This is a genomic window from Micromonospora coerulea, from assembly GCF_016598485.1.
In the GTDB taxonomy this organism is placed as follows: Bacteria; Actinomycetota; Actinomycetes; order Mycobacteriales; family Micromonosporaceae; genus Micromonospora; species Micromonospora coerulea.
Window position 1 is genome coordinate 139,136 of record NZ_JAEMUW010000017.1, and the last position, 24,900, is coordinate 164,035.

The 24,900-nt window shown below is 71.5% G+C and carries 32 protein-coding genes; 10 read left to right on the forward strand and 22 right to left on the reverse strand.

Going from position 1 to position 24,900, the window contains the following annotated elements; genetic code table 11:
- Nucleotides 1-119 precede the first annotated feature (119 nt).
- Nucleotides 120-728 carry a G/U mismatch-specific DNA glycosylase gene (gene mug, locus I8N68_RS21900; RefSeq protein WP_307812921.1) on the reverse strand — a complete coding sequence of 203 codons (609 nt, stop codon included), beginning with the start codon at nucleotides 726-728 and terminating at the stop codon, nucleotides 120-122.
- 106 nt (nucleotides 729-834) lie between these two features.
- Nucleotides 835-1,371: a MarR family winged helix-turn-helix transcriptional regulator gene (locus tag I8N68_RS21905; protein ID WP_200213347.1), complete on the reverse strand. Its 537-nt coding sequence runs from the start codon at nucleotides 1,369-1,371 to the stop codon at nucleotides 835-837.
- 17 nt (nucleotides 1,372-1,388) lie between these two features.
- Here I8N68_RS21905 and I8N68_RS21910 point away from each other — a divergent pair, with 17 nt between their 5' ends.
- Nucleotides 1,389-1,589: an NADPH-dependent FMN reductase gene (locus I8N68_RS21910; protein WP_234040329.1), complete on the forward strand. Its 201-nt coding sequence runs from the start codon at nucleotides 1,389-1,391 to the stop codon at nucleotides 1,587-1,589.
- Nucleotides 1,590-1,601: 12 nt separating this feature from the next.
- Nucleotides 1,602-2,378 carry an SDR family NAD(P)-dependent oxidoreductase gene (locus I8N68_RS21915; RefSeq protein WP_200213348.1) on the forward strand — a complete coding sequence of 259 codons (777 nt, stop codon included), beginning with the start codon at nucleotides 1,602-1,604 and terminating at the stop codon, nucleotides 2,376-2,378.
- Nucleotides 2,379-2,737: 359 nt separating this feature from the next.
- On the opposite strand, the gene I8N68_RS21920 is transcribed toward I8N68_RS21915, so the two are convergent.
- Nucleotides 2,738-3,220 (reverse strand): hypothetical protein, encoded by a 483-nt coding sequence (locus I8N68_RS21920; protein WP_200213350.1) that lies wholly within the window; start codon nucleotides 3,218-3,220, stop codon nucleotides 2,738-2,740.
- 226 nt (nucleotides 3,221-3,446) lie between these two features.
- Between I8N68_RS21920 and I8N68_RS21925 the strand changes: the two genes are divergently transcribed.
- The 3 genes from I8N68_RS21925 to I8N68_RS21935 all read left to right on the forward strand — a co-directional run bounded on the left by I8N68_RS21925 (nucleotide 3,447) and on the right by I8N68_RS21935 (nucleotide 5,591).
- Nucleotides 3,447-4,361, forward strand: coding sequence for an arylamine N-acetyltransferase family protein (locus tag I8N68_RS21925; RefSeq protein ID WP_200213352.1), 915 nt, complete (start codon nucleotides 3,447-3,449; stop codon nucleotides 4,359-4,361).
- Between the two features lie 328 nt (nucleotides 4,362-4,689).
- Nucleotides 4,690-5,232, forward strand: a complete 543-nt coding sequence (locus tag I8N68_RS21930; RefSeq protein WP_200213354.1) for a hypothetical protein — start codon at nucleotides 4,690-4,692, stop codon at nucleotides 5,230-5,232.
- A complete protein-coding gene (locus tag I8N68_RS21935) occupies nucleotides 5,229-5,591 on the forward strand; it encodes a hypothetical protein (protein ID WP_200213356.1) in 363 nt (120 codons plus the stop codon). The genes I8N68_RS21930 and I8N68_RS21935 overlap by 4 nt, the downstream gene beginning before the upstream one ends.
- Nucleotides 5,592-6,155: 564 nt before the next feature.
- On the opposite strand, the gene I8N68_RS21940 is transcribed toward I8N68_RS21935, so the two are convergent.
- The 14 genes from I8N68_RS21940 to I8N68_RS22000 all read right to left on the reverse strand — a co-directional run bounded on the left by I8N68_RS21940 (nucleotide 6,156) and on the right by I8N68_RS22000 (nucleotide 13,189).
- A complete protein-coding gene (locus I8N68_RS21940) occupies nucleotides 6,156-6,599 on the reverse strand; it encodes a hypothetical protein (protein WP_200213358.1) in 444 nt (147 codons plus the stop codon).
- Nucleotides 6,599-7,477 carry a hypothetical protein gene (locus tag I8N68_RS21945; protein WP_200213360.1) on the reverse strand — a complete coding sequence of 293 codons (879 nt, stop codon included), beginning with the start codon at nucleotides 7,475-7,477 and terminating at the stop codon, nucleotides 6,599-6,601. Before I8N68_RS21945 ends, I8N68_RS21940 begins: the two co-directional genes overlap by 1 nt.
- Complete coding sequence (locus tag I8N68_RS21950; RefSeq protein WP_200213362.1) at nucleotides 7,470-7,679, reverse strand: hypothetical protein; 210 nt, start codon at nucleotides 7,677-7,679, stop codon at nucleotides 7,470-7,472. Before I8N68_RS21950 ends, I8N68_RS21945 begins: the two co-directional genes overlap by 8 nt.
- Complete coding sequence (locus I8N68_RS21955; protein WP_200213364.1) at nucleotides 7,676-8,074, reverse strand: capsid cement protein; 399 nt, start codon at nucleotides 8,072-8,074, stop codon at nucleotides 7,676-7,678. Before I8N68_RS21955 ends, I8N68_RS21950 begins: the two co-directional genes overlap by 4 nt.
- Complete coding sequence (locus I8N68_RS21960) at nucleotides 8,074-8,391, reverse strand: helix-turn-helix domain-containing protein (protein WP_200213367.1); 318 nt, start codon at nucleotides 8,389-8,391, stop codon at nucleotides 8,074-8,076. The genes I8N68_RS21955 and I8N68_RS21960 overlap by 1 nt, the downstream gene beginning before the upstream one ends.
- Entirely contained in the window at nucleotides 8,388-8,639 is a 252-nt protein-coding gene (locus I8N68_RS21965) for a hypothetical protein (RefSeq protein WP_200213369.1), read from the reverse strand. The genes I8N68_RS21960 and I8N68_RS21965 overlap by 4 nt, the downstream gene beginning before the upstream one ends.
- 178 nt (nucleotides 8,640-8,817) lie before the next feature.
- Complete coding sequence (locus I8N68_RS33690) at nucleotides 8,818-8,952, reverse strand: hypothetical protein (RefSeq protein WP_267909635.1); 135 nt, start codon at nucleotides 8,950-8,952, stop codon at nucleotides 8,818-8,820.
- Nucleotides 8,949-9,284: a hypothetical protein gene (locus I8N68_RS21970; RefSeq protein WP_200213371.1), complete on the reverse strand. Its 336-nt coding sequence runs from the start codon at nucleotides 9,282-9,284 to the stop codon at nucleotides 8,949-8,951. Before I8N68_RS21970 ends, I8N68_RS33690 begins: the two co-directional genes overlap by 4 nt.
- A 26-nt stretch (nucleotides 9,285-9,310) precedes the next feature.
- Nucleotides 9,311-9,802 carry a hypothetical protein gene (locus I8N68_RS21975; protein ID WP_200213374.1) on the reverse strand — a complete coding sequence of 164 codons (492 nt, stop codon included), beginning with the start codon at nucleotides 9,800-9,802 and terminating at the stop codon, nucleotides 9,311-9,313.
- Entirely contained in the window at nucleotides 9,799-10,008 is a 210-nt protein-coding gene (locus tag I8N68_RS21980) for a hypothetical protein (RefSeq protein ID WP_200213376.1), read from the reverse strand. The genes I8N68_RS21975 and I8N68_RS21980 overlap by 4 nt, the downstream gene beginning before the upstream one ends.
- A complete protein-coding gene (locus I8N68_RS21985; protein WP_200213378.1) occupies nucleotides 10,005-11,375 on the reverse strand; it encodes a YfjI family protein in 1,371 nt (456 codons plus the stop codon). The genes I8N68_RS21980 and I8N68_RS21985 overlap by 4 nt, the downstream gene beginning before the upstream one ends.
- 224 nt (nucleotides 11,376-11,599) lie before the next feature.
- The gene (locus I8N68_RS21990; RefSeq protein ID WP_200213387.1) at nucleotides 11,600-12,724 is read right to left on the reverse strand and encodes a ParB/RepB/Spo0J family partition protein; all 1,125 of its coding nucleotides are present in this window, start codon (nucleotides 12,722-12,724) and stop codon (nucleotides 11,600-11,602) included.
- Nucleotides 12,721-12,906: a hypothetical protein gene (locus tag I8N68_RS33985; RefSeq protein WP_200213389.1), complete on the reverse strand. Its 186-nt coding sequence runs from the start codon at nucleotides 12,904-12,906 to the stop codon at nucleotides 12,721-12,723. The genes I8N68_RS21990 and I8N68_RS33985 overlap by 4 nt, the downstream gene beginning before the upstream one ends.
- Nucleotides 12,907-13,003: 97 nt before the next feature.
- Nucleotides 13,004-13,189, reverse strand: coding sequence for a helix-turn-helix transcriptional regulator (locus I8N68_RS22000; protein WP_200213391.1), 186 nt, complete (start codon nucleotides 13,187-13,189; stop codon nucleotides 13,004-13,006).
- A gap of 124 nt (nucleotides 13,190-13,313) precedes the next feature.
- Between I8N68_RS22000 and I8N68_RS22005 the strand changes: the two genes are divergently transcribed.
- Genes I8N68_RS22005 through I8N68_RS22015 form a run of 3 tightly spaced genes read left to right on the forward strand, consistent with a single transcriptional unit; the run spans nucleotide 13,314 to nucleotide 15,310 of the window.
- Complete coding sequence (locus I8N68_RS22005) at nucleotides 13,314-13,985, forward strand: helix-turn-helix domain-containing protein (RefSeq protein WP_200213393.1); 672 nt, start codon at nucleotides 13,314-13,316, stop codon at nucleotides 13,983-13,985.
- Nucleotides 13,986-13,988: 3 nt separating this feature from the next.
- Nucleotides 13,989-15,065, forward strand: coding sequence for a tyrosine-type recombinase/integrase (locus I8N68_RS22010; RefSeq protein ID WP_200213396.1), 1,077 nt, complete (start codon nucleotides 13,989-13,991; stop codon nucleotides 15,063-15,065).
- A gap of 44 nt (nucleotides 15,066-15,109) precedes the next feature.
- On the forward strand, nucleotides 15,110-15,310 hold the full coding sequence (locus I8N68_RS22015; RefSeq protein WP_200213399.1) for a hypothetical protein: 201 nt from the start codon (nucleotides 15,110-15,112) through the stop codon (nucleotides 15,308-15,310).
- Nucleotides 15,311-15,387: 77 nt separating this feature from the next.
- Here I8N68_RS22015 and metH read toward each other — a convergent pair whose 3' ends face one another.
- Nucleotides 15,388-18,903, reverse strand: coding sequence for a methionine synthase (metH, locus tag I8N68_RS22020; protein ID WP_200213401.1), 3,516 nt, complete (start codon nucleotides 18,901-18,903; stop codon nucleotides 15,388-15,390).
- Nucleotides 18,904-19,163: 260 nt separating this feature from the next.
- Between metH and I8N68_RS22025 the strand changes: the two genes are divergently transcribed.
- Both I8N68_RS22025 and I8N68_RS22030 read left to right on the forward strand, forming a co-directional pair.
- Nucleotides 19,164-20,033, forward strand: coding sequence for a PAC2 family protein (locus I8N68_RS22025; RefSeq protein WP_200213404.1), 870 nt, complete (start codon nucleotides 19,164-19,166; stop codon nucleotides 20,031-20,033).
- A gap of 127 nt (nucleotides 20,034-20,160) precedes the next feature.
- Entirely contained in the window at nucleotides 20,161-20,952 is a 792-nt protein-coding gene (locus I8N68_RS22030; protein ID WP_200213407.1) for a GntR family transcriptional regulator, read from the forward strand.
- Between the two features lie 108 nt (nucleotides 20,953-21,060).
- Here the strand turns inward: I8N68_RS22030 and mshC are convergent, their stop codons facing one another.
- From mshC to I8N68_RS22050, 4 genes are all read right to left on the reverse strand, one after another.
- Nucleotides 21,061-22,299, reverse strand: coding sequence for a cysteine--1-D-myo-inosityl 2-amino-2-deoxy-alpha-D-glucopyranoside ligase (gene mshC / locus I8N68_RS22035; protein WP_200213410.1), 1,239 nt, complete (start codon nucleotides 22,297-22,299; stop codon nucleotides 21,061-21,063).
- A 67-nt stretch (nucleotides 22,300-22,366) separates the two neighbouring features.
- On the reverse strand, nucleotides 22,367-23,185 hold the full coding sequence (locus I8N68_RS22040) for an SCO1664 family protein (RefSeq protein ID WP_200213411.1): 819 nt from the start codon (nucleotides 23,183-23,185) through the stop codon (nucleotides 22,367-22,369).
- Entirely contained in the window at nucleotides 23,182-23,769 is a 588-nt protein-coding gene (locus tag I8N68_RS22045; RefSeq protein ID WP_200213412.1) for a DUF3090 domain-containing protein, read from the reverse strand. The genes I8N68_RS22040 and I8N68_RS22045 overlap by 4 nt, the downstream gene beginning before the upstream one ends.
- A 112-nt stretch (nucleotides 23,770-23,881) precedes the next feature.
- Complete coding sequence (locus I8N68_RS22050) at nucleotides 23,882-24,595, reverse strand: histidine phosphatase family protein (protein ID WP_200213413.1); 714 nt, start codon at nucleotides 24,593-24,595, stop codon at nucleotides 23,882-23,884.
- Between the last annotated feature and the right edge of the window lie 305 nt (nucleotides 24,596-24,900).

Consider the following 24,900-nt stretch of genomic DNA (forward strand, 5'->3'; position numbering starts at 1 on the left):
GCCGGCCCGGCGAGATCCACCACCGCGACGCGGTCCGGACGGCCGCGCTGGCGGCCGCCCAGCCCCTGACCGTCGGGGCCGCCCGCCACCGACCTCAGATCGTCACCGGCGTGCGCCGTCTACCGCGGTCGCGTCGCCTCGCGGTGCAGCGCGGCGAACTCGGCGGTCAGCGCCGGCAGCGGGAAGTGCGCGTTCAGCCCGCTGGGGTTGGGCAGCACCCACACCCGGGCCGGGCCCAGCCGGTCCGGCTGCGGGCCCAGCACGGCTCGTGGTCGCTCAAAGGCGATCCGGTACGCGGTCACCCCGAGGATGGCCACCCAGCGCGGCGCGTACCGCTCGGCCTTGGCCGCCAGCCGTACCACCCCGGCCACCAGTTCCACCGCCGTCAGCTCGTCGGCGCGGGCGGTGGCCCGGTTGCTCAGGCTGGTGATGCCGATGCCCTGCCGCAGCAACTCGTCGCGCTCCCACGGGTGCACCTGGCGATCGGTGAAACCGGAGCCGTGCAGGGCCGGCCAGAACCGGCTGCCCCGCCGCGCGAAGTGCTCCCCCACGGCGGCTGAGTAGAGGCCCGGGTTGAACCCGCAGAACAACACCGTCAGCCCCGGGCCGATCACGTCGACCAGCCCCCGGCCGACCGCCGCCGCCACCTCCGCCCGGGTGGGTCGCCGGAACGGTCCCGCCGCCGGAACGGCGCCCGGCGGCGGACCGCTGAGGCCGTCGGCGTCCACGCCACCGATCCTGCCGTACGCGGTCCGGCTGGGATGTCCTGGCCCTGAAGTCGACGGTGGGGTCCGCGCCGGTGCTGCTCTGTCAGGCATCGCCTGGCTGGTGCGGCTAGTCGGCGGACTGTCCGGGCGACGGGCCGTTACCGCTTGGGCGTGGCGCGTCGTTGGTTGAGGTGGCCACGTTCTGCAGGGCCCTGGACAGCTGTCCGAGGTCGATGCCCGTGAGGTGGTCGAGGAAGTGCCGGCGCACCGCGGCGAGACTGGTGGGCCAGGCCTGTTGTAGGCGGCCGAGGCCGGCGTCGGTGAGGACGGCGTTCCAGCCGCGGCCGTCCTCTTCGCACCTGACCCGCTGGATGAGCCCCTGGCCTTCCAGCCGGTGCAGCACGCGGCTCATGCCACTGAGCGACATCTCGCAGGCGGTGGCGAGTTCGCTCATTCGCAACTGCCGGTTGGGGGCCTCGGAGAGGTGCATCAGGGCCAGGTACTCGATGATCGGGAGCCGCTGCTCGCGGATCATCTCGGCGTCGATGGCCCGGGGCAGGGCGTACATGACGCGATTGAGGGACCGGACGACGGCCTCTTCGTCCGGGTTGAGCGGTTTCACCCCTTCCGGGGTCGGCGTCGAGTTCGATGTGATGGTGGACATAACCCTACTTTACTTGCTTGTCCAAGCAAGTGACCAGGATCGGAATCATCATCGGCAGCACCCGGCCGGGACGTAACGGCGCGGCCGTGGCTCAGTGGGTGTACGAGGTCGCCAAGCAGCGCACGGCTAACGAGTTCGAACTCGTCGACTACAAGCTGCCGCACCTGGACGAGGTGTATCCGCCGGCCCGCCAGGGCCCAACTGAACTCGACAAGTAAGGGAAGACGACAATGCGTGGACTCAGGGACAAGGTTGCCATCGTCGCCGGTGCGGCGCCGGGCAACATCGGCGGCGCGACAGCGATCCGCCTCGCCGAGGAAGGCATGCTGGTCGTTGCGGCGGATCTGAACGAGGCCGCCGCCCAGGCCGTGGTCGACGGCATCGCCTCGGCCGGCGGAACAGCCGTGGCGCGGGGCTTCGACATCTCCGACGAGCAGTCCTACCGGGAGCTGATCACCTTCACCGTCGAGCGGTTCGGTGGCCTGCACGGCCTGTTCAACGTGGCCGCAGATCTCTCGCCGAACACCATCGGGCGGGACAGCGACAGTGACGTCACCTCGCTGCCGCTCGACGTCTGGCAGCACACGATCGACGTCACCCTCACCGGCTACATGTACGGTGTCCGGCACGCCCTGCCGATCATGATCAAGCAGGGCTCCGGCTCCATCATCAACACGATGTCGAGCGCGGTGTGGCTGGGCGAGGCCGACAAGGTCGCCTACCAGGCCGCCAAGAGTGGGCTGATCGGTCTGACCCGCCACACCGCGACCGTGGGCGGTAAGCACGGCGTCCGCACGAACCTCGTGTCGCCCGGCGTGATCCTCACCGGCGCCGCCCTCAGCGCCACCACCGAGGAGTACCGGGCGCAAACTCTCGCGACGGTACGCTCGCCGCGGCTGGGCAAGCCGGAGGACCTCGCCGCCATGGTGGCGTTCCTCTTCTCCGACGACGGCGCCTACATCAACGGCCAGTCGCTGCTCGTCGACGGCGGCGCCAGCTTCACCTGATCCCCACCGGGCGCACGCTCGCTCCGAACGCCCGCTCCCCGCGTCCATACGCCAGCGCCGCTCTCACCCCTGCGCATCGATCACGACGGTCAGAACAGGCGGGACGGCTCAGGAAGCTGCGCGAGACTCACGACCAGCCCTACGGCTTCGCCTCCAGCCGGGCGACGTACCGATCGAGTTCGACGTCCGGAATCCGGGCGACGGACTGTTCAGCCCCGATCCCGGCCCGGGACCAGGATGCCTCTCCTGGTGCCGGGCCGCCCCTCGCCAGTCAACAGTCCTGTCTCTTGCGGCTGCCCTTCCGGCACCCCGAAAACTACGCGCGGGCCCGACCGGCGGGGGACGTCGGCGGGGGCCTTTCATCGACTCGGCTCGCGCTCCGGGCAGTTGGCGGGTAACCAGGTAGCGGTCAGATCCTGACTCGTCACGATCAGCGACCCGGCGAGGCAGACAATCTCGTGCCGCCACCCGAGTTTGTCCGGCAGCACTTCGTCCAACATCACGTCCTGGAGCTGGGCTACGCCCAGCCCACCATCGGCGGGCTCGACCGTCAGGCTCTGCACGCCGCTGTAGCGGATCGTCAGGTCTTCCTCGTGCTTCCAGCAGTTGTGCCGCAGATGCAGCTCGAGCCAGCGGCTCCCACCCGTCTGGCCGGACATTAGTCGAGCGGGCTTGAGGTCCTTGACGCACCGCTGACAGAAGAAGTCGTAGTGGTCCGCGTCAGTGGCGAACTTCCTGGCCCCCTCCGGCAACGAGTCAGCCAACGACGGCAGCCGCCGCAGGTACTTTGCAGGGTCGAGGGTTATCCCGTCCCGGGTGCGCTCCACGCTGACGTATCTCACTCCCGCACCCCTTCCAACCCGCCACCCGCTGTCCTCCGCCAGGCGGAGGACATCTTCGCACCAGACCCGGCACGCCTGCTGCCGAAGGCTGTGTTCGAGCCTTGGGGAACGCTTGTTTGGCGCAGGCTGCCCTTGCCTTTGATGCGATCAGAAGGTCCCCGGCGCAGGGCCCGCGGTCAGTATCGCGGCGGCGGCCGTCAACGGCGCGCTGCTATAACCTCGGCACATGACCGTGATCTCCCCGACCTCGACCCCGATCCCGGCCCTGACCGTCCCTGCCGATCCACGCGCGGACGTCGCCGGGTATCTGGGCCGGCTCGGGCTTGAGCGGCCCGCGCGCCCCGACGTGGCGTGGCTGTTCGCCGCTCACCGTGCGCACCGGGAGCGCATCCCCTACGACACTCTCGAGATCCATCTGGAACGGCCGACCACCGTGGATCCGGTCGAGTCGATCGCCCGGATTGTCCGTGGTGGCGGCGGATACTGCTTCCATCTCAACGGCGCATTCGGCACGCTGCTGGCCTGCCTCGGGTACGAGGTGACCCGGCATATCGGCGACGTGCGCGGGCCCGGCCCCGACGAGGACGCACCGGGGTTGGATATCAACCATCAGGTGCTGGTGGTGCGCTGCGAGGGCGAGACCTGGTTCGTGGACCTGGGCCTGGTCGACGCGCCGCACGAGCCGATGCCGCTGCGTGCAGCGGTGAGCCAGCAGGGCCCGTTCACCTACCGACTCGAGCCGTGGGCGGCGCGAGCGGGAGGCTGGCGGTTCGTCCACGACGTGCGCGGAGTGTTCTCGTCGATGGTGTTCGCGCCGGAACCGGTGAGCATCGAGGCGTTCGCCGCCGCACACCGGCACCTTTCCACCTCGCCCGATTCCGGGTTCGTGCGGAAGCTGACATTCGGGCGGCAGGACGAGCGCGGCGTCGACATGCTGCGCGGGCGGGTGCTCGAGCGACTCGACGCGGCCGGGCGGACCCCGAGGATCCTCGACAGCCAGGGCGAGTGGTTCGCTGTGCTCGCGGACGTTTTTGGGCTGCGGCTGCCGGACGTGGACCGGGACGCGCGCGCCCGGCTGTGGGTCCGGGTGAGCGCCGCGCACGAGCAGTGGGTGGCCGCTCAGACAGATCAGGTTGCGTAGGCCCTGCCCTGCCGGTCATGCGAGCCACATGAGCGTGGAGACGGCATGATCATGCGAAACAGGGCCCTTCCGGGTGCTCCACCGCAGGTCAGAGCACCTGCGGCGATCACTTGGCGTTGAAGAGAACCCGGCAAGTCCGGGACCTGCGGCGATGGCCCGCATAGGGCCTGTGAGCAGCACAAACGGCGCTCACTGACTTTCAGCAACTTTCGGCGTTTCTCGGTGGCATGTGCCCAAGATGTGCCCACCGACCCGCCAACGTAGGCGGGCCCGGACTCGGAGATTGCAGCTCCGGCCGGGCCCTTGATCAGGAAGCGAGTCCTGACCCATGACGAATCTACCGTTCAGGCTTCCCGAGTGCGGCCGGCCGGCCGCCGTGCGCATCGAGGCCTTCACCATCGTCGCCGGCCCGCAGCAGGGCTCTCTCGACGCCTCGATCTACAGCTGCACCGACCACGCCCCGGACGCCGTGACGGCCATCGAGGCGGCCGACATGGAGGCGCACGTCGTGCCGATGGCGCCCGACATCGACCGGGCGTGCGGAAGCATTCACATCTACCCGACGGGCAACCTGGCCAGCGACGACCGGCACCCGCGCTGGTGCGACCGGAAGGACTGCGAGCGCCGGGGCGAGCACCGGTCGCCGGCCCGCAACGTCGACACCGGCTCACCCGAGGCGGTCATCGTCGACGTCGCCCTGGTGCAGAACGTCCACCCGGCGGCCGAGCCGCAGATCAGCTTGACCGGGATCGACGGCGCCGGGGCGGCCGAGCCGGTCGCGGTGCACCTGCTGCTGAGCATCGGCCAGGCTCGGACGCTGCGATACCGGCTGGCGACCCTGATCGACGCGAGCAAGGGCGGCCACCGGTGAGCCGCCCGGAGCGCTGGTGGCGTCCGCCGACCACCCGCCGCCCGGCGCAGCGGGCCCGTGCCCGGCGGATGTACACCGACAAGGAGCTCGACCAGACGTTCGACGTCGCGTACGAGTGCGGCCAGGTCGCCGAGCGCAAGCGGCAGGAACTCCTCCATGACGGGTTGCAGCGGCTTGTCGAGGCGGTCAGGGCGGCGGACGACGGCGACCCGGGCCCGATGCAAGAACTCACCCGGCAGTCGCGGGCCGATGACCTGCTCGACCTGGCTGACGAGGCCGGGGCGACGCCGCTACCGGTCGCCGACCCTGAGCAGCTGGTCGACGAGGTCGAGAGGTTCCTGCGCGGCGAGCAGGACTGACCGAAGCCGAAGGGGCGACCGGTGCTTGCCCACCGGTCGCCCCTTCTCGCGTCTCAGCGCCGTGGTCGCGGCCCGGCCGGCCCGGTCGGTGCCGGCGGTCCGCCTGGGCGTGGCTGGCCGGGGTGCCGCACCGGCTCACATCCTCTCGGGTGGGTCACGGTAAGTGACCGGAAAAAGATCAACCCGGCGGGGATCTTGCCCCCCGCCGCCATCAGGGGCATCTCCCCCCGCCGGGCGGGGTGGGGGTCACGCTGGGTGACATACCCCCTGATACCGGAACTGGAATTCCGGAATTAGCGTGACCTGAGCTCTCGGGGAGAGGCGCCCTGACCGGCGCGGGGGTCAAGCTGCCTCCCGGCCTGGATTTTTGATCATGGCCGGTCACGCTCCCGGTCACGTCACGTCACGGTGAGGGCCATCGGCCCGGTGCGGTGGCGCAGCTCGGATCAGGGCGGCGAAAGGAAGGGACCGCTCCCCGGCTTCGTCCCCAGCTCGCATCGCCCTGTGGTGCCGAACCGGCAGGGCCTGGGTGACGTTGACGCGCACTGCACCGGGCCGGCGCCCTTACTCGTCGCCGAACAGCGAGCGGTACTCGTCGTCGGTCAGGAGACCGGCGCTGGCGGCGATGGGCTCCTGCTCTGCCTGCTCCGCTAGCCGGGCCTCGAGCGCGGCGTCCTGCTCGGCGTAGACCTGCTCGCGGGTCGGCCCGTAGACCGCACGCAGCAGGGCGTCGGTGCGCGGCGTGCCGGATGTGGCAGCGGCGGCAGCAGCGGCACGGGTAGGCACCGTGCCGGGCGGGGCCTGCTGGGCTGAGGCGTAGACCGGGTGCAGTTGTCGGATCTCCTCCACCACCCGGCTCTGCGCCGTGTCGCCCCCGGATGCCTCGATGTGCTGCCGTTCGCGGTCCAGCTTGCCGCGCCAGTGCTCGGCCCGTTCGGGGCGGAAGCGGCCGGTACGCACAGCCCAGCCGATCCAGTCTTCGCCGGGCAGTAGGAAGTTGTCAGCCATCATCGCCTCCGCCGGCCGTAGGTGGGCGGGAACAGACCGGCGTACTCGTCCCGCTCCTCGTCTTCGGCGCCCGTGTCGTAGCCGGAGGCCATCACCGGGATCGTGTTCTTCGCCAGCGCGAGGATCGCCGACCGGGTGCCGGACGGGTCCAGGTCCCACAGTCGCGCCAGGTTCGGCTTCTGCGCCGGCGAGATCCGGCCGTCCTTCACGGCCTGGGCCAGGAACTGATCCCGCTCTGCGGTGACTGCTGTCGCGGCCTGAGCTTCGAGGAACTGCATCCGCTCCTGGTGCTCGGCCCAGGTGGCGGCGTCGATGGTGATCGAGCTGGGCGCCTCCTCCGGCTCGGGCGTCTGCTGGGTGTCTTCCGGGTCCACGTCGACCCCTTCCACTGGTTCGTCCGCCCCTGGGGCGGTGGCGATGATGCGTTGCGCGGCCGACGCCGCGAGCGCCACCTTCAGGTCACGCAGGCTGCGGATGTTGCGCACGGCCGGCGGGGCGACGCCGAGCAGCGCAAGCCCGGTCAGGACCAGCTGGTACGTCTTCCCGTCGTGCTCGAAGTTCGACCAGCCCTCGATGGAGCGGTTCGGCCAGCGTTTCGGCGCGGCGGCGGCGAGCCATTGCGGCATGTCGGTCAGGTCGCCGAGCAGCACCGGGCCGCGGTCGTCTTCGGCGTAGCGGATGTTCCGCACGCTCCCGAAACTCGGCTCTCCGGAGAACCGGTCGTCCCGGTGGCCGAGCTTGACCGGGATGGCCTGCTCTCCGGTGGCGGCGAAGAACTGCGCCGCGTCCTTGAGGTGGTCGACGGTGAACTCCGTCTTGCCGGTCGCCAGCGGCCAGGTGCCGGGGCGGGCCAGCTCGACGCCGGGCAGGTCAGCCATCGACGACCTCTAGGAAGCCTTCGGCGAGCAGGCGCTCGATGTCGTCGGGGTGCACGTCCGTGGGCAGGACAGCGTTCTCGTAGTAGCCGAACTGGGTCCAGGCGGATGCGCGCCCGCGGGCGTTCGGGAACATGTTCCCGGCGACGCGGACGTTCACCATCGGCTTGATCACCCGGTAGCGCTTGGGCGTGGTGTCGCTCATAGCGTCACCGTCCACCGCACGGTCTGGCCGTTCGACACGGTGTCCAGCGCCGTACCGATGATCTTCTCAAAGGTGTTGGCGCCGATCGTGGCCACGGTGCCTGCGGCGCCGGAGACGAGCTTGGTGCCAGCGGTGATGCCACCCGACGCCGTGCTCGACCAGACGCCACCGGGGGCGAACATGGTTACCGGCGCGCCGCTGGCCGCGCCGCTGATCGCGATGCCGACGACGGCCGCGCTGGCCGCGCCGGCCGGGCCGACGGTGCCGCTGCCGGTGACCGCCAGGACTTGGTCGGCGGTGATTGTCGCCGAGGCGGTCAGACCCGAGTAGACGTTCTCGACGCCCTCGTGCAGATGGTTGGCGTGGCGGACGATCCACGCGGAGGCAACGGGCATCAGGCACCTTTCTCGATGAGCCAGACGCGGCCGACGTGGCGAGCCGGCAGGGTGCCGGCCGCGCACCGTTTGCGCACTGCGCGGGGCGTGATTCCCAGCCTCTGCGCGGCATCGGCGACGCACTCGTACCGTCCCAGCGCGGGCACCGGAGTGTCTACTTTGGTGCCGTTTGCGGAACAGGCGGCGTCCAGCTCGGCGAACGCCTGGACGATGTCTTCCGGTAGCGGCCGGCCGTTGCGCCGCGGCGCGGCCAGGGTGAGCACCTTCCGCAGCGCAATCGTGCACAACTCGGCGGTGCGGGGCGAGACCGTGCTCACGGCAACCCTGCCTCCCGCCGGGCCGTAGCCAGGCCCTGCCGCCGGAGGTACTCCGGCCCGTGCAGCTTGAAGTTGTCACGAAAGGTCGCGACCAACAGATTGAACGCCTCCCGACGGTGCGCCGGGACCGTTTCGGCGAAGGCGGCGATGACGTCCGGGTCGGAATCGCCGAGCGTGATTTCCGCCGCAGCGCCGAGCGCGGCCCGCATGACCGCCGTGGTCTCGTCGTTGTTCGTGGAGTCGGTCATGGTTGCTCTCCTCTGAAATGTGGAACCCGTACATCCTGCGAGACCCCTGCGTCGGGGGTCCCAGCGGTCGGCCCTGCCGAAGATTCGGCGGCCCCGAAAAAAAGGGGTCCTTGGTGCCACGGCAAAAAGTCAGGGGCGTCGGGGGTCCGGCTCTCCGCCCGGCTGGATTTTCTGGCGATCATCGGGTCACTCCGGAGAGCAGGGCCCGGGCGTCGCGAAGTCGGGTCAGCGCCGCGTCGAGATCGCGGCGGACGGCGGCCAGGTCGGCGCGCAGCTGCCGCACCGAGTCCGCGAGTCCGGCGGCCGGGGTCACGACGTCACCGGCGTGTCGGTGGCGGTGACCGGGCAGGGCACGCTGTGCAGCACCACCGCGGTCCACTCGCCGTCCGGCTCGACGTGGACACCGAGACCACCGGCGCAGTCCGCGCACGGCGTCAGCTTGGCGAGAGCGGCGGTCAGCTCGGTGGCGCGAATCAGGGTGTGCCCGCTGGCCAGGTGATCGGCGAGCCCGCGCAGCCGGCTACGGAGACGCCCCAGCGTCATTGGGTCCGGCCACGGGGTCGCCCGTGGGTCCGCCGCTTCGTAGAGCAGGTCAGCGGCACGTTCGATCAGCTCTGAGTCGCTGAGGTCCAGGGCGTCAGGCATGCGCGTGGTAGCTCCGTCCTTGTGAGTCACGCCGCCTCCGGCCCGTCCGCCGCCGGCTTGGCCGTGCCCGGGTCGCCGAGCACCACGTTGCCCTGGGCGGGCGCGCGGCGCCGGAGTCCACGGTGGCCGAGCACCCGGGCCTGCTGGCGGTGCTGCTCGCACGCGCCGTCCTCAGCGCCCCGACAGCAGGGCGGCACCTTCTCGGGTCGCGGGTTGCTCGGCCGGTGCTCTTCACAGCGCCAGCCGCACGGGTAGAGCCGCGCGGGAGCGGTGCCGCACGGGGTGACTCCGGCACCGCATCGGCCCGGCTGGACGGCAGGCGGGTTGGGCGCAGCGGGCAGCACACGGGCGGGCTGCTCTGCGGCGGGGACTGCGGGCCGCTCGTCGGCGGGCGGCACTGGCTGGCGGGCGTCGGGACCTCTCCAGTACGTCGGCGAGTGCGGGCAGAGCTGGCAGGCGAGGACCAGCGGGCCGCCGGCGGTACCGGGGATCCGCTGGCCGCAGCAAGTGGTCGTCATCGGGTCCGCCCCTCCATGGCTCGGTAGGTGGGGCACCAGTCGTCGTGGTGAATGGCGATGCTGTGCATGTCGGGTCCGTAGTGGTCGGCCCGGACGACCTGGTAGGCGTCGCAGGTGTTGCACCCGCCGGGGACGCGGGCGCCGTCCTGGGCACGGATCAGCGCCGAGGCGGGGTTGGTGGGTCGGATCTTCTTCCGGTTGCTCACGGGGTCTCCTTCACGGCCAGGGGGTGGACTTCGTAGCGCTCGCTCGGGCGGCCGGGGCCGCGGGGTTCCGGCGAGTCGGCGAGGCGTAGCCAGCCGAGGTCGACCAGGTCGACGATGGCGTCGCGGATCGCGTCCGTGTCGGTGGCCCACGTCTGGCCGGACAGGTCCCGCCACGCCTGCCGGACCGAGAAGGTGCTCAGCCGTTTCTTGCCGATCCAGCGCAGCACCGCGCGGGCCGGCTCTAGTGGGCTACGGCGTCCGCTCATGAGATCGAACGCGGCCAGCGCGTGCGAGATCAGGTAGGGAGCGAGGGTGGCCGCTTCCTGCATCTGCTGCTCGCCGACCTCCACCGCGTCGGGGTCGGAGAACAGGGTGAGCAGCGCGGCGACGCGGACCAGTTGGCCGGGCAGCTTGTTCGACCAATCGGCGATATTGGCGAGGTCCCCGTAGTCGGGGTGCAGCCGCGGTTCGAGGTGCTGCCGGAGCCGGTTGAGCACCGCGCGGGCCGGCTCGGTCAGCTTCATGTCGACGGTCCCGCCGCCGTGCACGGTCCGGGCGAGCCGGTCCACGGCGGCGGCGTAGTCGGCTGCCACCTGCTCCGGCAGCGGGGCCGGGTCGACGTTGCGGCTACCGACCAGCGAGTGCGGGATGGCGTACAGGAACCGGGCCAGCAGGCCGGAGCCGCGGAAGTTCTTGCCCTCGGCCAGGGTGGCGAGGATGTCCGGCTGCACCGCCAGCCCGATGGACAGCACCGGCTCCGTCAGGGTGATGGTTTCCCGGCTGATCCGGTCCACCCGGCAGAAGTCACCAGACCAAGACTTGAGCACGAGGTCCAGGTTGGGGATGCCGCTGGAGTACCGGCCGGCGAGCGTCGAGAAGAGACCGCCCTCGGCGGACAGCACGCCGAGCCGGCCACCCTGCTCCGCCATCAGCCGGGCCATCGCCTCCGGCGTCGAGTCGTCGGCGAGCAGTCGCGGGATCGCCGGCACCACCGTGGTCTCCAGCTCCTGGACCGCGGCCTCGAGGTCGGCGATCGCGGAGGCGGAGGTGTCGCCCTTGCGCTTGATCTTCTCCACGGCTGCGGCGCGCAGGTCGCGGAGCGCGCGTTGGGTGGCGACCTCCGGTGCCATCTTCTCGGCCAGGTCCCGCTCGACGGCCAGCAGCGGCGCCGACAGCACGGCCAGGACGGGTGACTTCCGCTCGCCGGACGGCACAGCGGCGGCGGAGTAGATCGACAGGACCTCGATCCAGTCCGGGGCGACTCGTACGCGTCTGCGACCCCCGACGGAGGCTGCCAATATTGCCAGAACCAGCAGGAGCGGCAGGTCCCGCGGGACCTGGTAGGCCTCGGCGACGGCGTCGACCATCGCCCAGAGCCGGGCTGGCCCCCGGCCGACGGAAGCCGGAAGCGGAGTTTTGGCGTTATTGGCGATGCGTTCCGGGGTCGGCCAGCCGGGGCAATCCGAGGGTGGCGACTTTTCCGCGGCGCCGCGGAGAAGCCCGGCCGGTGGTCCCGGTGGGTCGGTGGCGCAGTTGAAGCAGGACCCGTCGGGGTCGAGCGTCACGCCGCACCGGGGGCAGTCGGGGTGGGTCACTCTCCACCGCCCAGCTCGATGATCCGCGCGGTGAGATCCGCGTACGCCTGCTCCTGCGGGCCGCCTGGCTGGCATTCCGACGGCAGCGCGATGGTGCCGCCCTTCATCGCGGGCAGCGTGTCGGCGAGCGAGATATGCACGTTGTCGTCGAGCAGCCCGGCGTGCCGTAGGTCAGCCCGGTGTCCCCACCAGAGCAGCCGGGCCCGCGCCCCGTGGGTGGACCCACCGACGGGCTCCTCCGCGTGGAGGTCCCGCACGTAGATCAGCGCCGCGTGGATCATGTCAATCCAGCAGTCGACCAACCGGTCGAGGTTGGCCACCGACACCTTGGCCTCCACGGTCAGCACGGCGAAGTAGAACGCCGGCAGCACCCACCGCGGATAGTCCGGTCCAACCCGCTCCACCTCGGTGCACAGGCTGTTGATCGCGTCGAACACGACCTCCGTGCGCGGTTCGAACGGGTAGCCGGCCGGCCAGTCGACCGGACGCGCGGCGCGGAGCAGCTGGAAACCGAGAGCGCGCCGGGCCTCGAGTGTGGTCGTCTCGGCCCACAGCGACGCCCAAGAGCCGGTCGCGGTGACCGGGCCGCCGATCGTGTGCCTCTTGTACATCCCGCGGATGCGCAGCAGTTGCCGCACATGCCCTTCCGACAGGGCGCCCCGGTCGACGAGCAGCGCCAGGGGCGCCGGCAGGTCGAGCAGGCGAAGTTTCTGCGCGACGTAGGACCGGTCCTTGCCGATCCGGGCGGCGAGGGACTGCTGAGTGTCGCCCCGGTCCAGCAGCACCCGGAACGACCGGGCCTCCTCCATCGGGGACAGCGACGACCGGGTGATGTTCTCCGCGAGCTGCAGGTACGGCACGTCGGCCGGGTCGACGTCACGGACGTCGGCCGGGATGGTTACCCAACCGAGAGACCGGGCGGCCCGCCACCGTCGCTCGCCGCAAACGATCACGTACCGCTCGCTGGCCGGGCGGACCAGGATCCGCTCGGCGAGCCCGGTGGTCCGCATCGACTCCGCGAGCTCGGCAATGCCCGCCGGATCGAAATGCCGACGCGGCTGGTCGGGGTCCGGGTCGATCAGCGCGACCGGAACCGTGTCACGTGACACATCGGTGCTCACGCTGCCACCCCCGCCAACTCGCGCTCCGCCACTCCGAGGGTCATGCCGCCGGCCGCGTACGGCTCCGGATTCCGCGCGTCGGCGGTGATGCCGTACTGCGCGCACAGCTCTTCGCCGTAGTAGTCCAGCGCCCACCGGTCGAACGCCCGGCAGTGCCGGCGGTGTCGCCCTATGGCGATCACGCGGGCCCGATGAGTAGGCTTTCTGCTGATGGCTTCGCCGGCCTCTTGAGTCGCCCCCGGGTGCGTCCCCCGGGGGCGGTTCTGCGTCTCGGTCATCTCAGGCAGCCGCCTTGGCCTGGTCGTCGAAGAACTTCTCGACGTCATCCCAGCGGTACCGCAGGTGCCGCCCGATCCGCGCACCGCGCGGGCCGACGCCCCGGTGCCTCCACTGGTAGAGGGTCGCCACCGGCACGCCGAGGAACTCGGCAACCTCATCCGCAGAGGCGAGCGGTCTACGTGTCATTACTGCTCCGATTCCGAACATTCGGCGTAGAGAACCGAACAACTGACGTGACCTTATGCGATCGCCTAGCGTCTTGCAACAACCCCTGCTACCGTTGCTCTAAATTCGAACAGGGAGCGCCGTAGTGAGCGATGGGAAGCGGCCGAGCGAGGTGCTCGGACAGCAGGTCCGGAAATGGCGAGAGCGCCGCGGCAACTTGTCGGCGCAGGGCCTTGCCAACCGGATTGCCGAGATCGGCGGCACGCTGAGCCGGGTCGCCATCTCCAAGATTGAGAACGGTGACCGGGGCGTCAGTCTCGACGAGTGGCTACAGCTGGCCCACGCCCTAGCCGTGCCGCCGCCGCTGCTGCTCGTTGATCTGGAGTCAGGGGCCGACGTCGCTGTTGCGCCGATGGTCGAGCTGCATCCCTGGCTGGTGTGGCGGTGGGTCACCGGGCAGGAACCGCCGCTGGTGCGCACCCAGCAGGGCGAGACCGTGGTAACCCGGGTCACCGAGTACGAGCGCGCACGAACCGCCGTGTTCCTGTACCAGCATGAGCAGCGCCGCGCTGAGGCTGTGACCCGCGCGAGCAGCGACCTCCGGGCTGCGGAATACGCCGGCGACGAGGCCGCCATCACTGCCGCGCGGGCGGCGCACGCCGATGCGCTACGCGATCTCGCTGGCGCGCTTGACGACATGGTTGTCAACGACGTCACGCCGCCCGGCATGCCACGCAAGTGGGTCGAGACGATCCGCGAGCTGGAGATGTCGAAGTACCCGGACCGCCTCGTGATCTTCGAGCCGACGGAGGGCTGAGCCGTGGCCACCGTGGAGAAGGATCCGACCCGGCGCAAGACGCCGTACGTGGTCCGCTGGCGCGACGAGGCCGGCAAGCAGCGCAAGCGCGGGTTCGGCCGCAAAGTTGACGCTGACAGGTTCCGCGCCGAGGTCGAGCACAAGCTGCACAGCGGCACCTACATCGACCCGGCCGCGGGGCGGACCACCTTCGAGGCGTACGCCGAGCGCTGGCGGGCGATGCAGCCGCACCGGCCGAACACCGCGGCGCGCACCCGGTCACAGCTGACCCACCACGTCTACCCGGCGCTGGGCGCCCGGCAGCTGGCGCAGATACGGGCCAGCGAGCTGCAGGCGTTCGTGACCGGCCTGCCGCTGTCCCCCGGGTCGGTCCGGCCGCTGTGGGCAACCGTGCGGGCGATCCTGTCGGCCGCCGTGCGCGACCGGCTGATCCCGTACGACCCGTGCGACCGGATCAAGCTTCCCGAGCTACCCCGTAAGCAGATCACGCCGCTGACCGTGGAGCAGGTCGACCAGCTGGCCGGGGCGACGCCGCCCCGGTACCGCGCCCTGGTCGTCGTCGGGGCGGCGACCGGACTGCGGCAGGGTGAGCTCTTCGGCGTCCAGGTCGCCGACGTCGATTTCCTACGCCGCACGCTGACCGTTGAGCGGCAGGTGCAACCGGGCCCGGGCGGGGCGGTCGAGCCGGGGCCGCTGAAGAACCGGTCGAGCTACCGAACGCTGCCCGTCGGCCGGGTCGTCGTCGACGCCCTGGCGGCGCACCTCGAGGCCTACCCGGCCGGGCGGGACGCGTACGTGTTCCGCGACGATGACGGCCGCCCACTGCACCGGAACCGGTTCAACCGGGACGTCTGGGCGCCGGCCCGGGCCGCGGCCGGGCTACCCGACGCGACCTGCCACGACCTGAGGCACTTCTACGCCAGCGTCCTGATCGGCGCCGGCCACAACCCGAAGGCGGTAGCCGACCGGCTCGGCCACGCCAACGCGGCGATGACGCTCAACGTCTACAGCCACATGTGGCCCAGCGATGAGGATCGGACCCGGCAGGCGATCGACGACGTGTTCCGGCGTAGCGCATAGCTTCCGGCATTGACTCTGGCATCACTTGCGGTACACTTTGCAGCATGACCGATGACAAAGTCCGGGAGAATCGGCTCCGGCGGATGGCGGAGCGGCAGGGGCTCACCCTCACGAAGTCGCGCCGGCGCGACCCGCGGGCCGTCGACTACGGCAAGTACTGGCTCGCCGACGCCAACACGACCGCGATGCAGACCCCCGAGCAGGGGATGACCCTCGACGAGATCGAGACGCACCTCAACCGCTGATGTGCCCACCAGGTGCCCAAGCTAGGGAGCGTGATCTCCGATGATGCAGGTCAGAGCACGTCCGCCGCCCGCAGCGCCTATTTGGCGTTGAAGTAGTTCGCCTCCGGGTGGTGCACCACGATCGCGTCGGTCGCCTGCTCCGGCACCAGCTGGAACTCCTCGGACAGCTGCACGCCGATCCGCTCGGCGCCCAGCAGCTTCACGATCTTCGCCCGGTCCTCCAGATCCGGGCAGGCCGGATAGCCGAACGCGTACCGGCAGCCCCGGTAGTCGGTGCGCAGCAGGCCGGCCAGGTCCGCCGGGTCGTCCTCGGCCACCGTCCGCCCACCCGGCAGGGTCAGCTCGGTGCGGATCCGCCGGTGCCAGTACTCCGCCAGGGCCTCGGTGAGCTGCACCGAGAGCCCGTGCACCTCCAGATAGTCGCGGTAGGAGTTGGCGGCGAACATCTTCGCCGTGTACTCGCTGATCGGCTGCCCGACGGTGACCAGCTGCAACGCCACCACGTCCAGCTCGTCGCCCTTCGGACGGAAGAAGTCGGCCAGGCACAGCCGCCGCTCCTGCCGCTGCCGGGGGAAGGAGAACCGGGCCCGCTCCGCGTTGCCGTTCTCGTCCAGCACCACCAGGTCGTTGCCCTCGGAGTACGCCGGGAAGTAGCCGTACACCACCGCGGCCTCGAGGACCTGGTCGGCGATCAGCCGGTCCAGCCAGTATCGCAGCCGCGGCCGACCCTCCGTCTCCACCAGCTCCTCGTACGACGGTCCCTGGCCGCCGCGGGCGCCGCGCAGCCCCCACTGGCCGAGGAAGGTGGCCCGCTCGTCGAGCAGCGCCGCGTAGTCGGCCAGCGGCACGCCCTTGACCACCCGGGTGCCGAAGAACGGCGGGGTGGGCACCGCCACGTCGGCGGCCACGTCGGAGCGCACGGTGGCGTCGTCCAGCTCCGGCAGCACGTCGCTGACCATCGCGCGCTGCTTCTCCCGCCGCGCGCGCCGGGCAGCCAGGGCCGCCTCCCGCTCCGGGTCCACCACGGGCGCGCCGCCGCGCTTGGCCGTCATCACCCGGTCCATCAGGGACAGCCCCTCGAACGCGTCCCGGGCGTAGTGCACCTGCCCCGGGAACACCGACCGCAGGTCGTCCTCGACGTACGCGCGGGTCAGCGCCGCCCCACCGAGCAGGACGGGCCAGCGCTCCGCGACCCCGCGACTGGCCATCTCGGCCAGGTTCTCCTTCATGATGACCGTGCTCTTGACCAGCAGGCCGGACATGCCGATCGCGTCGGCCCGATGCTCCTCGGCGGCGTCCAGGATCGCGTTGATCGGCTGCTTGATGCCGATGTTGACGACCTCGTAGCCGTTGTTGGACAGGATGATGTCGACCAGGTTCTTGCCGATGTCGTGCACGTCGCCCTTGACGGTGGCGAGCACGATGCGGCCCTTGCCGCCGTCCTCGGCGGTCTCCATGTGCGGTTCCAGGTAGGCCACCGCCGTCTTCATCACCTCGGCCGACTGCAACACGAACGGCAGCTGCATCTGCCCGGACCCGAACAGCTCGCCGACGACCTTCATCCCGTCCAGCAGGATGTCGTTGATGATCGACAGCGGGGCCCGCCCACCGGCCATCGCCGCATCGAGGTCCGCCTCCAGGCCGTTGCGCTCGCCGTCGATGATGCGACGCTTGAGCCGCTCGTCCAGCGGCAGCCCGGCCAGCTCCTCCGCCCGGGTGGCGCGGGCCGAGGCGGCGTCCACCCCCTCGAAGATCTCGATGAACCGCTGCACCGGGTCGTAGCCCTCGCGGCGACGGTCGTAGACCAGGTCGAGGGCGATTTCGCGCTGCTCGTCCGGGATCTTCGACATCGGCAGGATCTTGCTGGCGTGCACGATCGCGGAAGTCAGGCCGGCCCGCACGCACTCGTGCAGGAAGACCGAGTTGAGCACCTGTCGGGCGGCCGGGTTGAGCCCGAAGGAGACGTTCGAGATACCCAGGGTGAAGTTGACCCCCGGGTAGCGGGCGGCGATCTCCCGGATCGCCTCGATCGTCTCGATGCCGTCGCGGCGGGTCTCCTCCTGACCGGTGGCGATCGGGAAGGTCAGCGCGTCGATCAGGATGTCCGACCGGTCCATCCCCCACCGGCCGGTCAGGTCGTCGATCAGCCGGGCGGCGACGCGTACCTTCCAGTCCCTGGTGCGGGCCTGGCCCTCCTCGTCGATGAGCAGCGCGACCACCGCGGCGCCGTGCTCCGCGACCACCGGCATCACGCGGGCGTAGCGCGACTCGGGACCGTCGCCGTCCTCGAAGTTGACCGAGTTGACCACGCAGCGCCCGCCGAGCATCTCCAGCCCGGCCTCGATCACCGCCGGCTCGGTCGAGTCCAGCATGATCGGCAGGGTGGAGGCGGTGGCGAACCGGCCGGCCAGCTCCCGCATGTCCCGCGTGCCGTCCCGACCGACGTAGTCGACGCAGAGGTCCAGCAGGTGTGAGCCGTCCCGGGCCTGGCTGCGGGCGATCTCCACACAGGCCTGCCAGTCGGCGGCGAGCATCGCCTCGCGGAACGCCTTCGAGCCGTTGGCGTTGGTCCGCTCCCCCACCATCAGCACCGAGGCGTCCTGGGCGAACGGCACCGGGTGGTAGATCGAGGAGACGCCGGCCTCGTGCCGCGGCTCGCGGGCGACCGGGGTGGCGCCGTGCAGCCGCTCGACCAGCACCCGGATGTGCTCCGGGGTGGTGCCGCAGCAGCCGCCCACCAGGGAGACCCCGTAGTCGGTGACGAACTGCTCCAGGGCGTCGGCCAGTTCGACCGGGCTCAGCGGGAAGTACGCCCCGTCGGCGGTCAGCACCGGCAGGCCGGCGTTCGGCATCACCGACAGCGGGACCCGGGACTGCTGGGACAGGTAGCGCAGGTGCTCACCCATCTCGGCCGGGCCGGTGGAGCAGTTGAGGCCGATCAGGTCGACCCCGAGCGGCTCGATCGCGGTCAGCGCGGCGCCGATCTCGCTGCCGAGCAGCATGGTGCCGGTGGTCTCGACGGCCACCTGGCAGATGATCGGCACCCGCCGGTCCAGCTCGGTCATCGCCCGCTTCGACCCGACGACCGCCGCCTTGACCTGGAGCAGGTCCTGGGACGTCTCGATGATCAGCGCGTCGGCCCCGCCGGCGATCAGGCCGGCGGCGTTCTCCTGGTACGCGTCCCGCAGGCTCGCGTACGCGGCGTGCCCGAGCGTGGGCAGCTTGGTGCCCGGCCCGATGGAGCCGAGCACGAACCGGGGCCGCTCCGGCGTGCCGTACGCGTCGGCGGCCTCCCGGGCGATCCGGGCCCCGGCCTCGGCCAGCTCCCGGATCCGGTGCGCGATGCCGTACTCGCTGAGGTTGGGCAGGTTGGTGCCGAAGGTGTTGGTCTCCACGCAGTCCGCGCCGGCCGCCAGGTACGCCTCGTGCACGCCGCGCACCACGTCCGGGCGGCTCACGTTGAGGATCTCGTTGCAGCCCTCCAGGCCCTCGAAGTCGTCGAGGGTCAGGTCGGCAGCCTGGAGCATCGTCCCCATCGCCCCGTCGGCAATGAGGATCCGGTCGGCCAGCACATCGAGCAACGAAGTCCGCACAGAGCCAGGTTAGTGCGACGTCTCGCGCGCTGGTCGAGCCATGCTGGCCTTCCCACATACTGTCAGGCGGATCACCCCACCCGCTCTGGCCGTTTCGGGCGGCTGGTCCGATCGTCGACCGGCGCGGCCGGCGGGCCGCATCCCGCACCGGCACGTAGGCTGACGGACGTGAAGGACATCAGGGACACCACCGTGCCCGGCGGGCGGACGTCGGGGCAACGGCCCGACGCCGCTCCGGACGAGCAGGGTGAGGTGACGGCGTGACCGAGTTCGACGGGCTGCCGGTGCTGCGGTCCCCGGTCGCCATCGCGGCCTTCGAGGGCTGGAACGACGCCGCCGACGCGTCCACCGCCGCCGTGGAGCACCTGGAGCAGGTCTGGCAGGCCCGGCAGGTGACCGAGCTGGACCCGGAGGACTTCTACGACTTCCAGGTGAGCCGGCCGACCATCACCATGGCCGAGGGCGAGACCCGCCGGGTGGAGTGGCCCACGACCCGGTTCATGGTGGCCAGCCCGGAGGGCACCGAGCGCGACGTGGTGCTGATCCGCGGCATCGAGCCGAGCATGCGCTGGCGGACCTTCTGCGAGCAGGTGCTGGAGATCTGCCACAGCCTGGAGGTCGAGCGCGTCGTGCTGCTCGGCGCCCTGCTGGCCGACGTGCCGTACACCCGGCCGTTGCCGATCAGCGGCAGCGCGTCCGACGCCGAGGCCGCCCAGCGCTACCAGCTCACCCCCACCCGGTACGACGGGCCGACCGGCATCGTCGGGGTGCTGCACGACGCCTGCACCCGGGCCGAGGTCGACGCGGTGTCGTTCTGGGTGCACGTGCCGCACTACGCGAACAACCCGCCCTGCCCGAAGGCGACCCTCGCGCTGCTGCACCGGGTCGAGGACGTACTCGACCTGCCGGTGCCGATGTCCGACCTGGCCGAGGAGGCCGCCGAGTGGGAGCAGCGGGTGCGCAGTGCCGCCGAGCAGGACGCCGAGCTGGGCGAGTACGTCCGTGAGCTCGAGGAGCGGGTCGGCGACGCCGGCATCACCCCGCTGACCGGCGACGAGATCGCCCAGGAGTTCGAGAAGTACCTGCGCCGCCGCGGCGGCTCGGCCGGCCCGACCGCCGGCTCCTGGTAGCGCCCCTCCCCCGACGTAGCCGGGCCCGGACAGCTGTCCGGGCCCGGCTTTTTCGTGCGCGTGTCCGGGGTGCGGCGTCACCTCCGCTAGGGCATCCTAGGAACCTAGCTGTCATGAGGAGGCGGGTATGCAGATCAACCCCGGCGCGGCCGAGTTCCCGCACCGGCAGATCGCCGCGCAGCTCAAGGCCCAGGTCCGCCGCGGCGACTGGGGGCCGGGCGAGCGGCTGCCGTCCATCCCGGCCATCGCCGAGATGTTCGGCGTCGCGAAGCAGACCGTGCAGCGCGCCGTCGACCAGCTGCGGGTCGAGGGCATCCTGATCACCAAACCCGGCTCCGGTACGTACGTCCGGGGCACCCGGCGCCGGCTCAACCGGCTCTCCCGCGGCCGGTACGGCGGCTTCCGCGGCTACCACACCGACCTGGCCGCCCGGTACAAGCAGCAGCTCGTCTCGGTCGGCCGCGCCCCGGCCCCGCCGGAGGTGGCCGACGCGTTCGGGGTCTCCGACGGCACCGAACTGCTCTGCCGGCGCCACCTGGTGCGTACCGAGGACTCCCCGGTGGAGGTGGGTGCCTCCTGGTTCCTGCCGGCCGACACCGCCGGCACCTCCCTGGAGCGGGCCGAGGCGTTCGGCCGGCCGCTCTACCAGGAGGCCGAGGAGGTCACCGGCCGCCGGTACGCCACGGCCACCGACACCATCAGCGCCCGGCAGCCCAGCCGGGAGGAGGCGGAGATCCTGCAGATCCGCCCCGACACCCCCGTGCTGCACCTGCTGCACGTCGCCTACGACACCCACCGCAAGCCGATCGAGGTGGCCCAGGCCACCTGGCCCGGCCCGATGACCACCCTCACCGAGGAGTACAAGATCCCCGCCCCCGCGGCCGACCCGGACCCCGACCCCGGTCTCATCCTCGGCTGACCCCCCACGGTCGGCCATGTAGTTGTGGCACCGGACGGAAGCCGCACGCCGCCCGAACCGACTGCGCCAAGTCCATGGTCGCCGCGAACGGGGCGGCGGGTAGGTCGGTCAGAGGTGGATGCCGAGGAGGGCGTCCACGGTGCTGGCGAAGAGGGCGGGGGCCTCGGCGTCGTCGGCGACGCCGGCGAGGGCCTGGGTGGCCCAGGCGTCGGCGACCGCGAGGGCGCCGGGGGTGTCGAGGTCGTCGGCCAGGCGGGCGCGTACCCCGGCCAGCAGCTCGGCCCCGGACGGCCCGGCGGGGGCGGCGGCGGCCCGCCGCCAGCGGGCCAGGCGCTCCTGCGCGGCCGTGAGCAGGTCATCGGTCCACGACCGGTCGGCGCGGTAGTGGCCGCTGATCAGGGCCAGCCGGACCGCCATCGGGTCCACCTTGTCGGCGCGCAGCCGGGAGACGAAGACCAGGTTGCCCTTGGACTTCGACATCTTCTCGCCGTTCAGGCCGATCATGCCGGCGTGCGTGTAGTGGTCGGCGAAGGGCGCCTGGCCGGTGAGCCGCTCCGCGTGCGCGGCGGAGAACTCATGGTGCGGGAAGATCAGGTCGTTGCCGCCGCCCTGCACGTCGATCCGCTCGCCGAGCAGGTTCAGCGCGATCACCGCGCACTCGATGTGCCAGCCGGGACGCCCGGCGCCCAACTCGCCGCCCGGCCAGGACGGCTCACCCTCCCGGACGCCCCGCCACAGCAACGGGTCGAGCGGATCCCGCTTGCCGGCCCGGTCCGGATCGCCGCCGCGCTCCGGGAAGATCTCCAGCATCTGCTCGCGGGACAGGTTGGACTCGTAGCCGAACCGCGGGGCGGCGCTGGTGTCGAAGTAGACGTCGCCGGTGCCGTCGTCCAGCCGGTACGCGGCACCCTCCTTGAGCAGGACGAGAACCTTCTCCGCGATGTCCGGGATCGACTCGACCGCGCCGACGTAGTGCGCCGGCGGGATGATCCGCAGCGCCTCCATGTCCTCCCGGAACAGCGCGGTCTCCCGCATCGCCAGGACCTTCCAGTCCTCGCCGTCGCGGTTGGCGCGCTCCAGCAGCGGGTCGTCGATGTCGGTGACGTTCTGCACGTAGCGCACGGTCACGCCGGCGTCCCGCCACATCCGCTGCACCAGGTCAAACGTGATCATGGTGGCGGCGTGCCCGAGGTGGGTGGCGTCGTACGGGGTGATGCCGCAGACGTACATCGAGGCGGTGCCGGCGGGTTGGCTCACCTCGACGCCCTGCCGCGCCGAGTCGTACAAGTTCAGTGGCACGCCCTCGCCCGGCAGCCGTGGCACCTCGTGTCCCGCCCAAGACTCCATGACCATCAGCCTAACGAGCCGCCCACCCGCCCGAAGCCGCCCCGGGAGTGATCAACGCGACAACGGCTCACATGGGTGGCCAGGGCATCGCCGGCCACTCCTCCGGCGGCAGCGGGAACCGCCGGGTCTCCCGCAGCCGGTCGACCCGGGCGGCCAGCTCGGCGACCTCGCTGATCGTCAGGTGGTCGGCCAACTCGGCACCGAGCGGGCCGGCAACCTGACCGGCCAGCCCGTCGAGCATCTCCATCGCGTCCGGCGGCAACTCCCGGCCGGCCCAGCCCCAGAGCACCGTGCGCAGCTTCTCCTCGACGTGGAAGCACACCCCGTGGTCCACCCCGTAGATCCGGTCTTCCGGACCGACCAGCACGTGGCCGCCCTTGCGGTCGGCATTGTTCAGCACCGCGTCGAGGACGGCGAGCCGGGCCAGCCGGGGGTCGTCGGCGTGCGCCAGCGCGTACGCGGCGCCGTCGTCGTCGCGGGCCGCGGCGACCGGGAACCAGCGCGGCGGCACCGCGGCGGCCGGCACGAAGCCGACCAGCGGCTCGGCGTCCTCCGGCTCGTCGATCCAGAGCTGGCAGGAGCCAGGACCGAACGGGCCGTCCCGCAGCACCGTCGGCGGCACCAGGTCCCATCCGGTGGCCCGGGAGACCAGGTAGGCGGCGACCTCCCGGCCGGCGAGCGTGCCGTCCGGGAAGTCCCACAGCGGCCGCTCGCCGCGCACCGGCTTGTAGACGCAGCGGACCGTCATCCCATCGAGGGCGAGGATGCCGCGCAGGGTGGTGTTGGAGGCGTCGACCAACCGCCCCTCCAGGTCCAGCTCACCGTCGACGAGCAGGCGGAGAGCGGTGGCGCCGTCCTGTCGGGGCTGGAGTTCCGACGAGGTCACCGGTGGTAACCGTTGTGCCGCGGACAGAGATGGCCGGCCGGATCCAGCGGCTGACCGCAGAGCGGGCAGGGCGGACGGCCCGCGTTGACGACCCGGCGGGCCCGCTCGATGAACGCGCGGGTGGCCTCCGGGGTCAGCCGTACCCGGAGCCGGTCGAGATCCTCGTCCGGCTCCTCCGGCTCCTCGTCGTCGTCCTCGTCGTCCGCCACGTCACCCAGCTCGACCTCGGCCTCCGTCTCGCCGACGGCGATCGCCTCGATCACCACGGTGGCGGTGTCCACGTCGAAGGCCAGGCCCAGGGTGCCGACCCGGAACTCCTCGTCGACCGGGGTGTCCAGCGGGTCGTTGTCGCCGACGATCGTCGGTGTCGCCTCCGGCAGCTCCACGCCGAACCGGCGCTGCGCCTCGGAGAGCAACTCCTCCAGCTTCTCGGCGAGCAGGGACACCTGGACCTTCTCCAGCGCGACGCTGACCAGCCGGCCACCGCCGCGCGCCTGGAGGAAGAACGTGCGCTCCCCCGGCGGGCCGACGGTCCCGGCGACGAACCGCTCGGGCGGCTCGAAGGCGTGCACCTGGTGGGTCATACCCACGACCCTATCCGGCGCGTGGAAGCGTCGCGCACCGCACCGCAGGTGGTTCCGCCGAGGGCGAAACGCCGCCAGCGGCGCGGCGCCGCGCCGGGCGTGGCGGCGGGGCTCACCGGGCGGCCCCCGCGCCGCCGCCCACCGCGGCGTCGGATTCCGTCGCCCGGGTGGCCCGCCGGCGCCGCTTGCGCGGCGGCGGCACCAACCCGGCCAGGTCCCCGCCGGTGTCGTTCAACCGGACCAGGAACGGCCGCAACGGCGTGTACCGGATCGCGGTCACCGACGCCGGGTCGGCCACGATCCGCTGGAAAAGGTCCAGGTGTACGCCCAGCGCGTCCGCCACGATGGCCTTGATCACGTCGCCGTGGCTGCACGCCAGCCAGACCGCCTCCGGCCCGTGCTCGGCGCTGACCCGGGCGTCCCACGCCCGCACCGCTCCCACCGCCCGGGCCGACATGGCGGCCATCGACTCCCCCGCCGGGAAGACCGCCGCGCTCGGATGCTGCTGCACCACCGGCCAGAGCGGCTCCTTAACCAGCTTCTTCAGCGGCTGCCCCTCCCAGCTGCCGTACCCGCATTCGATCAGCCCCTCCTCCACCACCGGCTCCGCCTCGGGCAGCGCCAGCCCGAGCGTCTGCCGGCAACGGATCAGCGGGCTGGTCACCACCGCCGCGAGGGGAAGACCACGCAGGCGCTCCCCCACCGCGGTGGCCTGGGCGCGACCGGTCTCGTCCAGCTCGACCGGCTGCCGGCCGGCCAGGCCGCCGTCGGCGTTCGCGGTGGTCCGGCCGTGTCGCAGAAGGAGAAGGGTCGCCACGGTGACCACCCTAGGGCGTGCGGGGGCGCGGTTGCGGTTGCGGTGCGTTTCGTGGGTTTGCGGTGGCGTTTGTGGTTGTGGTTGCGGTGGGGGGCTGGGGGCGACCGTCCCCGGCTTCGGGCGGTCAGGCTTGATCCCTACGCCGGGGACGGTCGCCCCCAGCCCTGACCTGGTCCGGGTTCGTCCGTGCGCGCCAGGTTGATTCCGGGGGTACGGGGCCAATCGGCCGTGGCTACCGGCAGATCGTCGATCCGGTGCCGGCTGTCCGGTCCGGCGGACCAGCGGACAGCCCTGTGCGTCGGATGTCCGGTTTC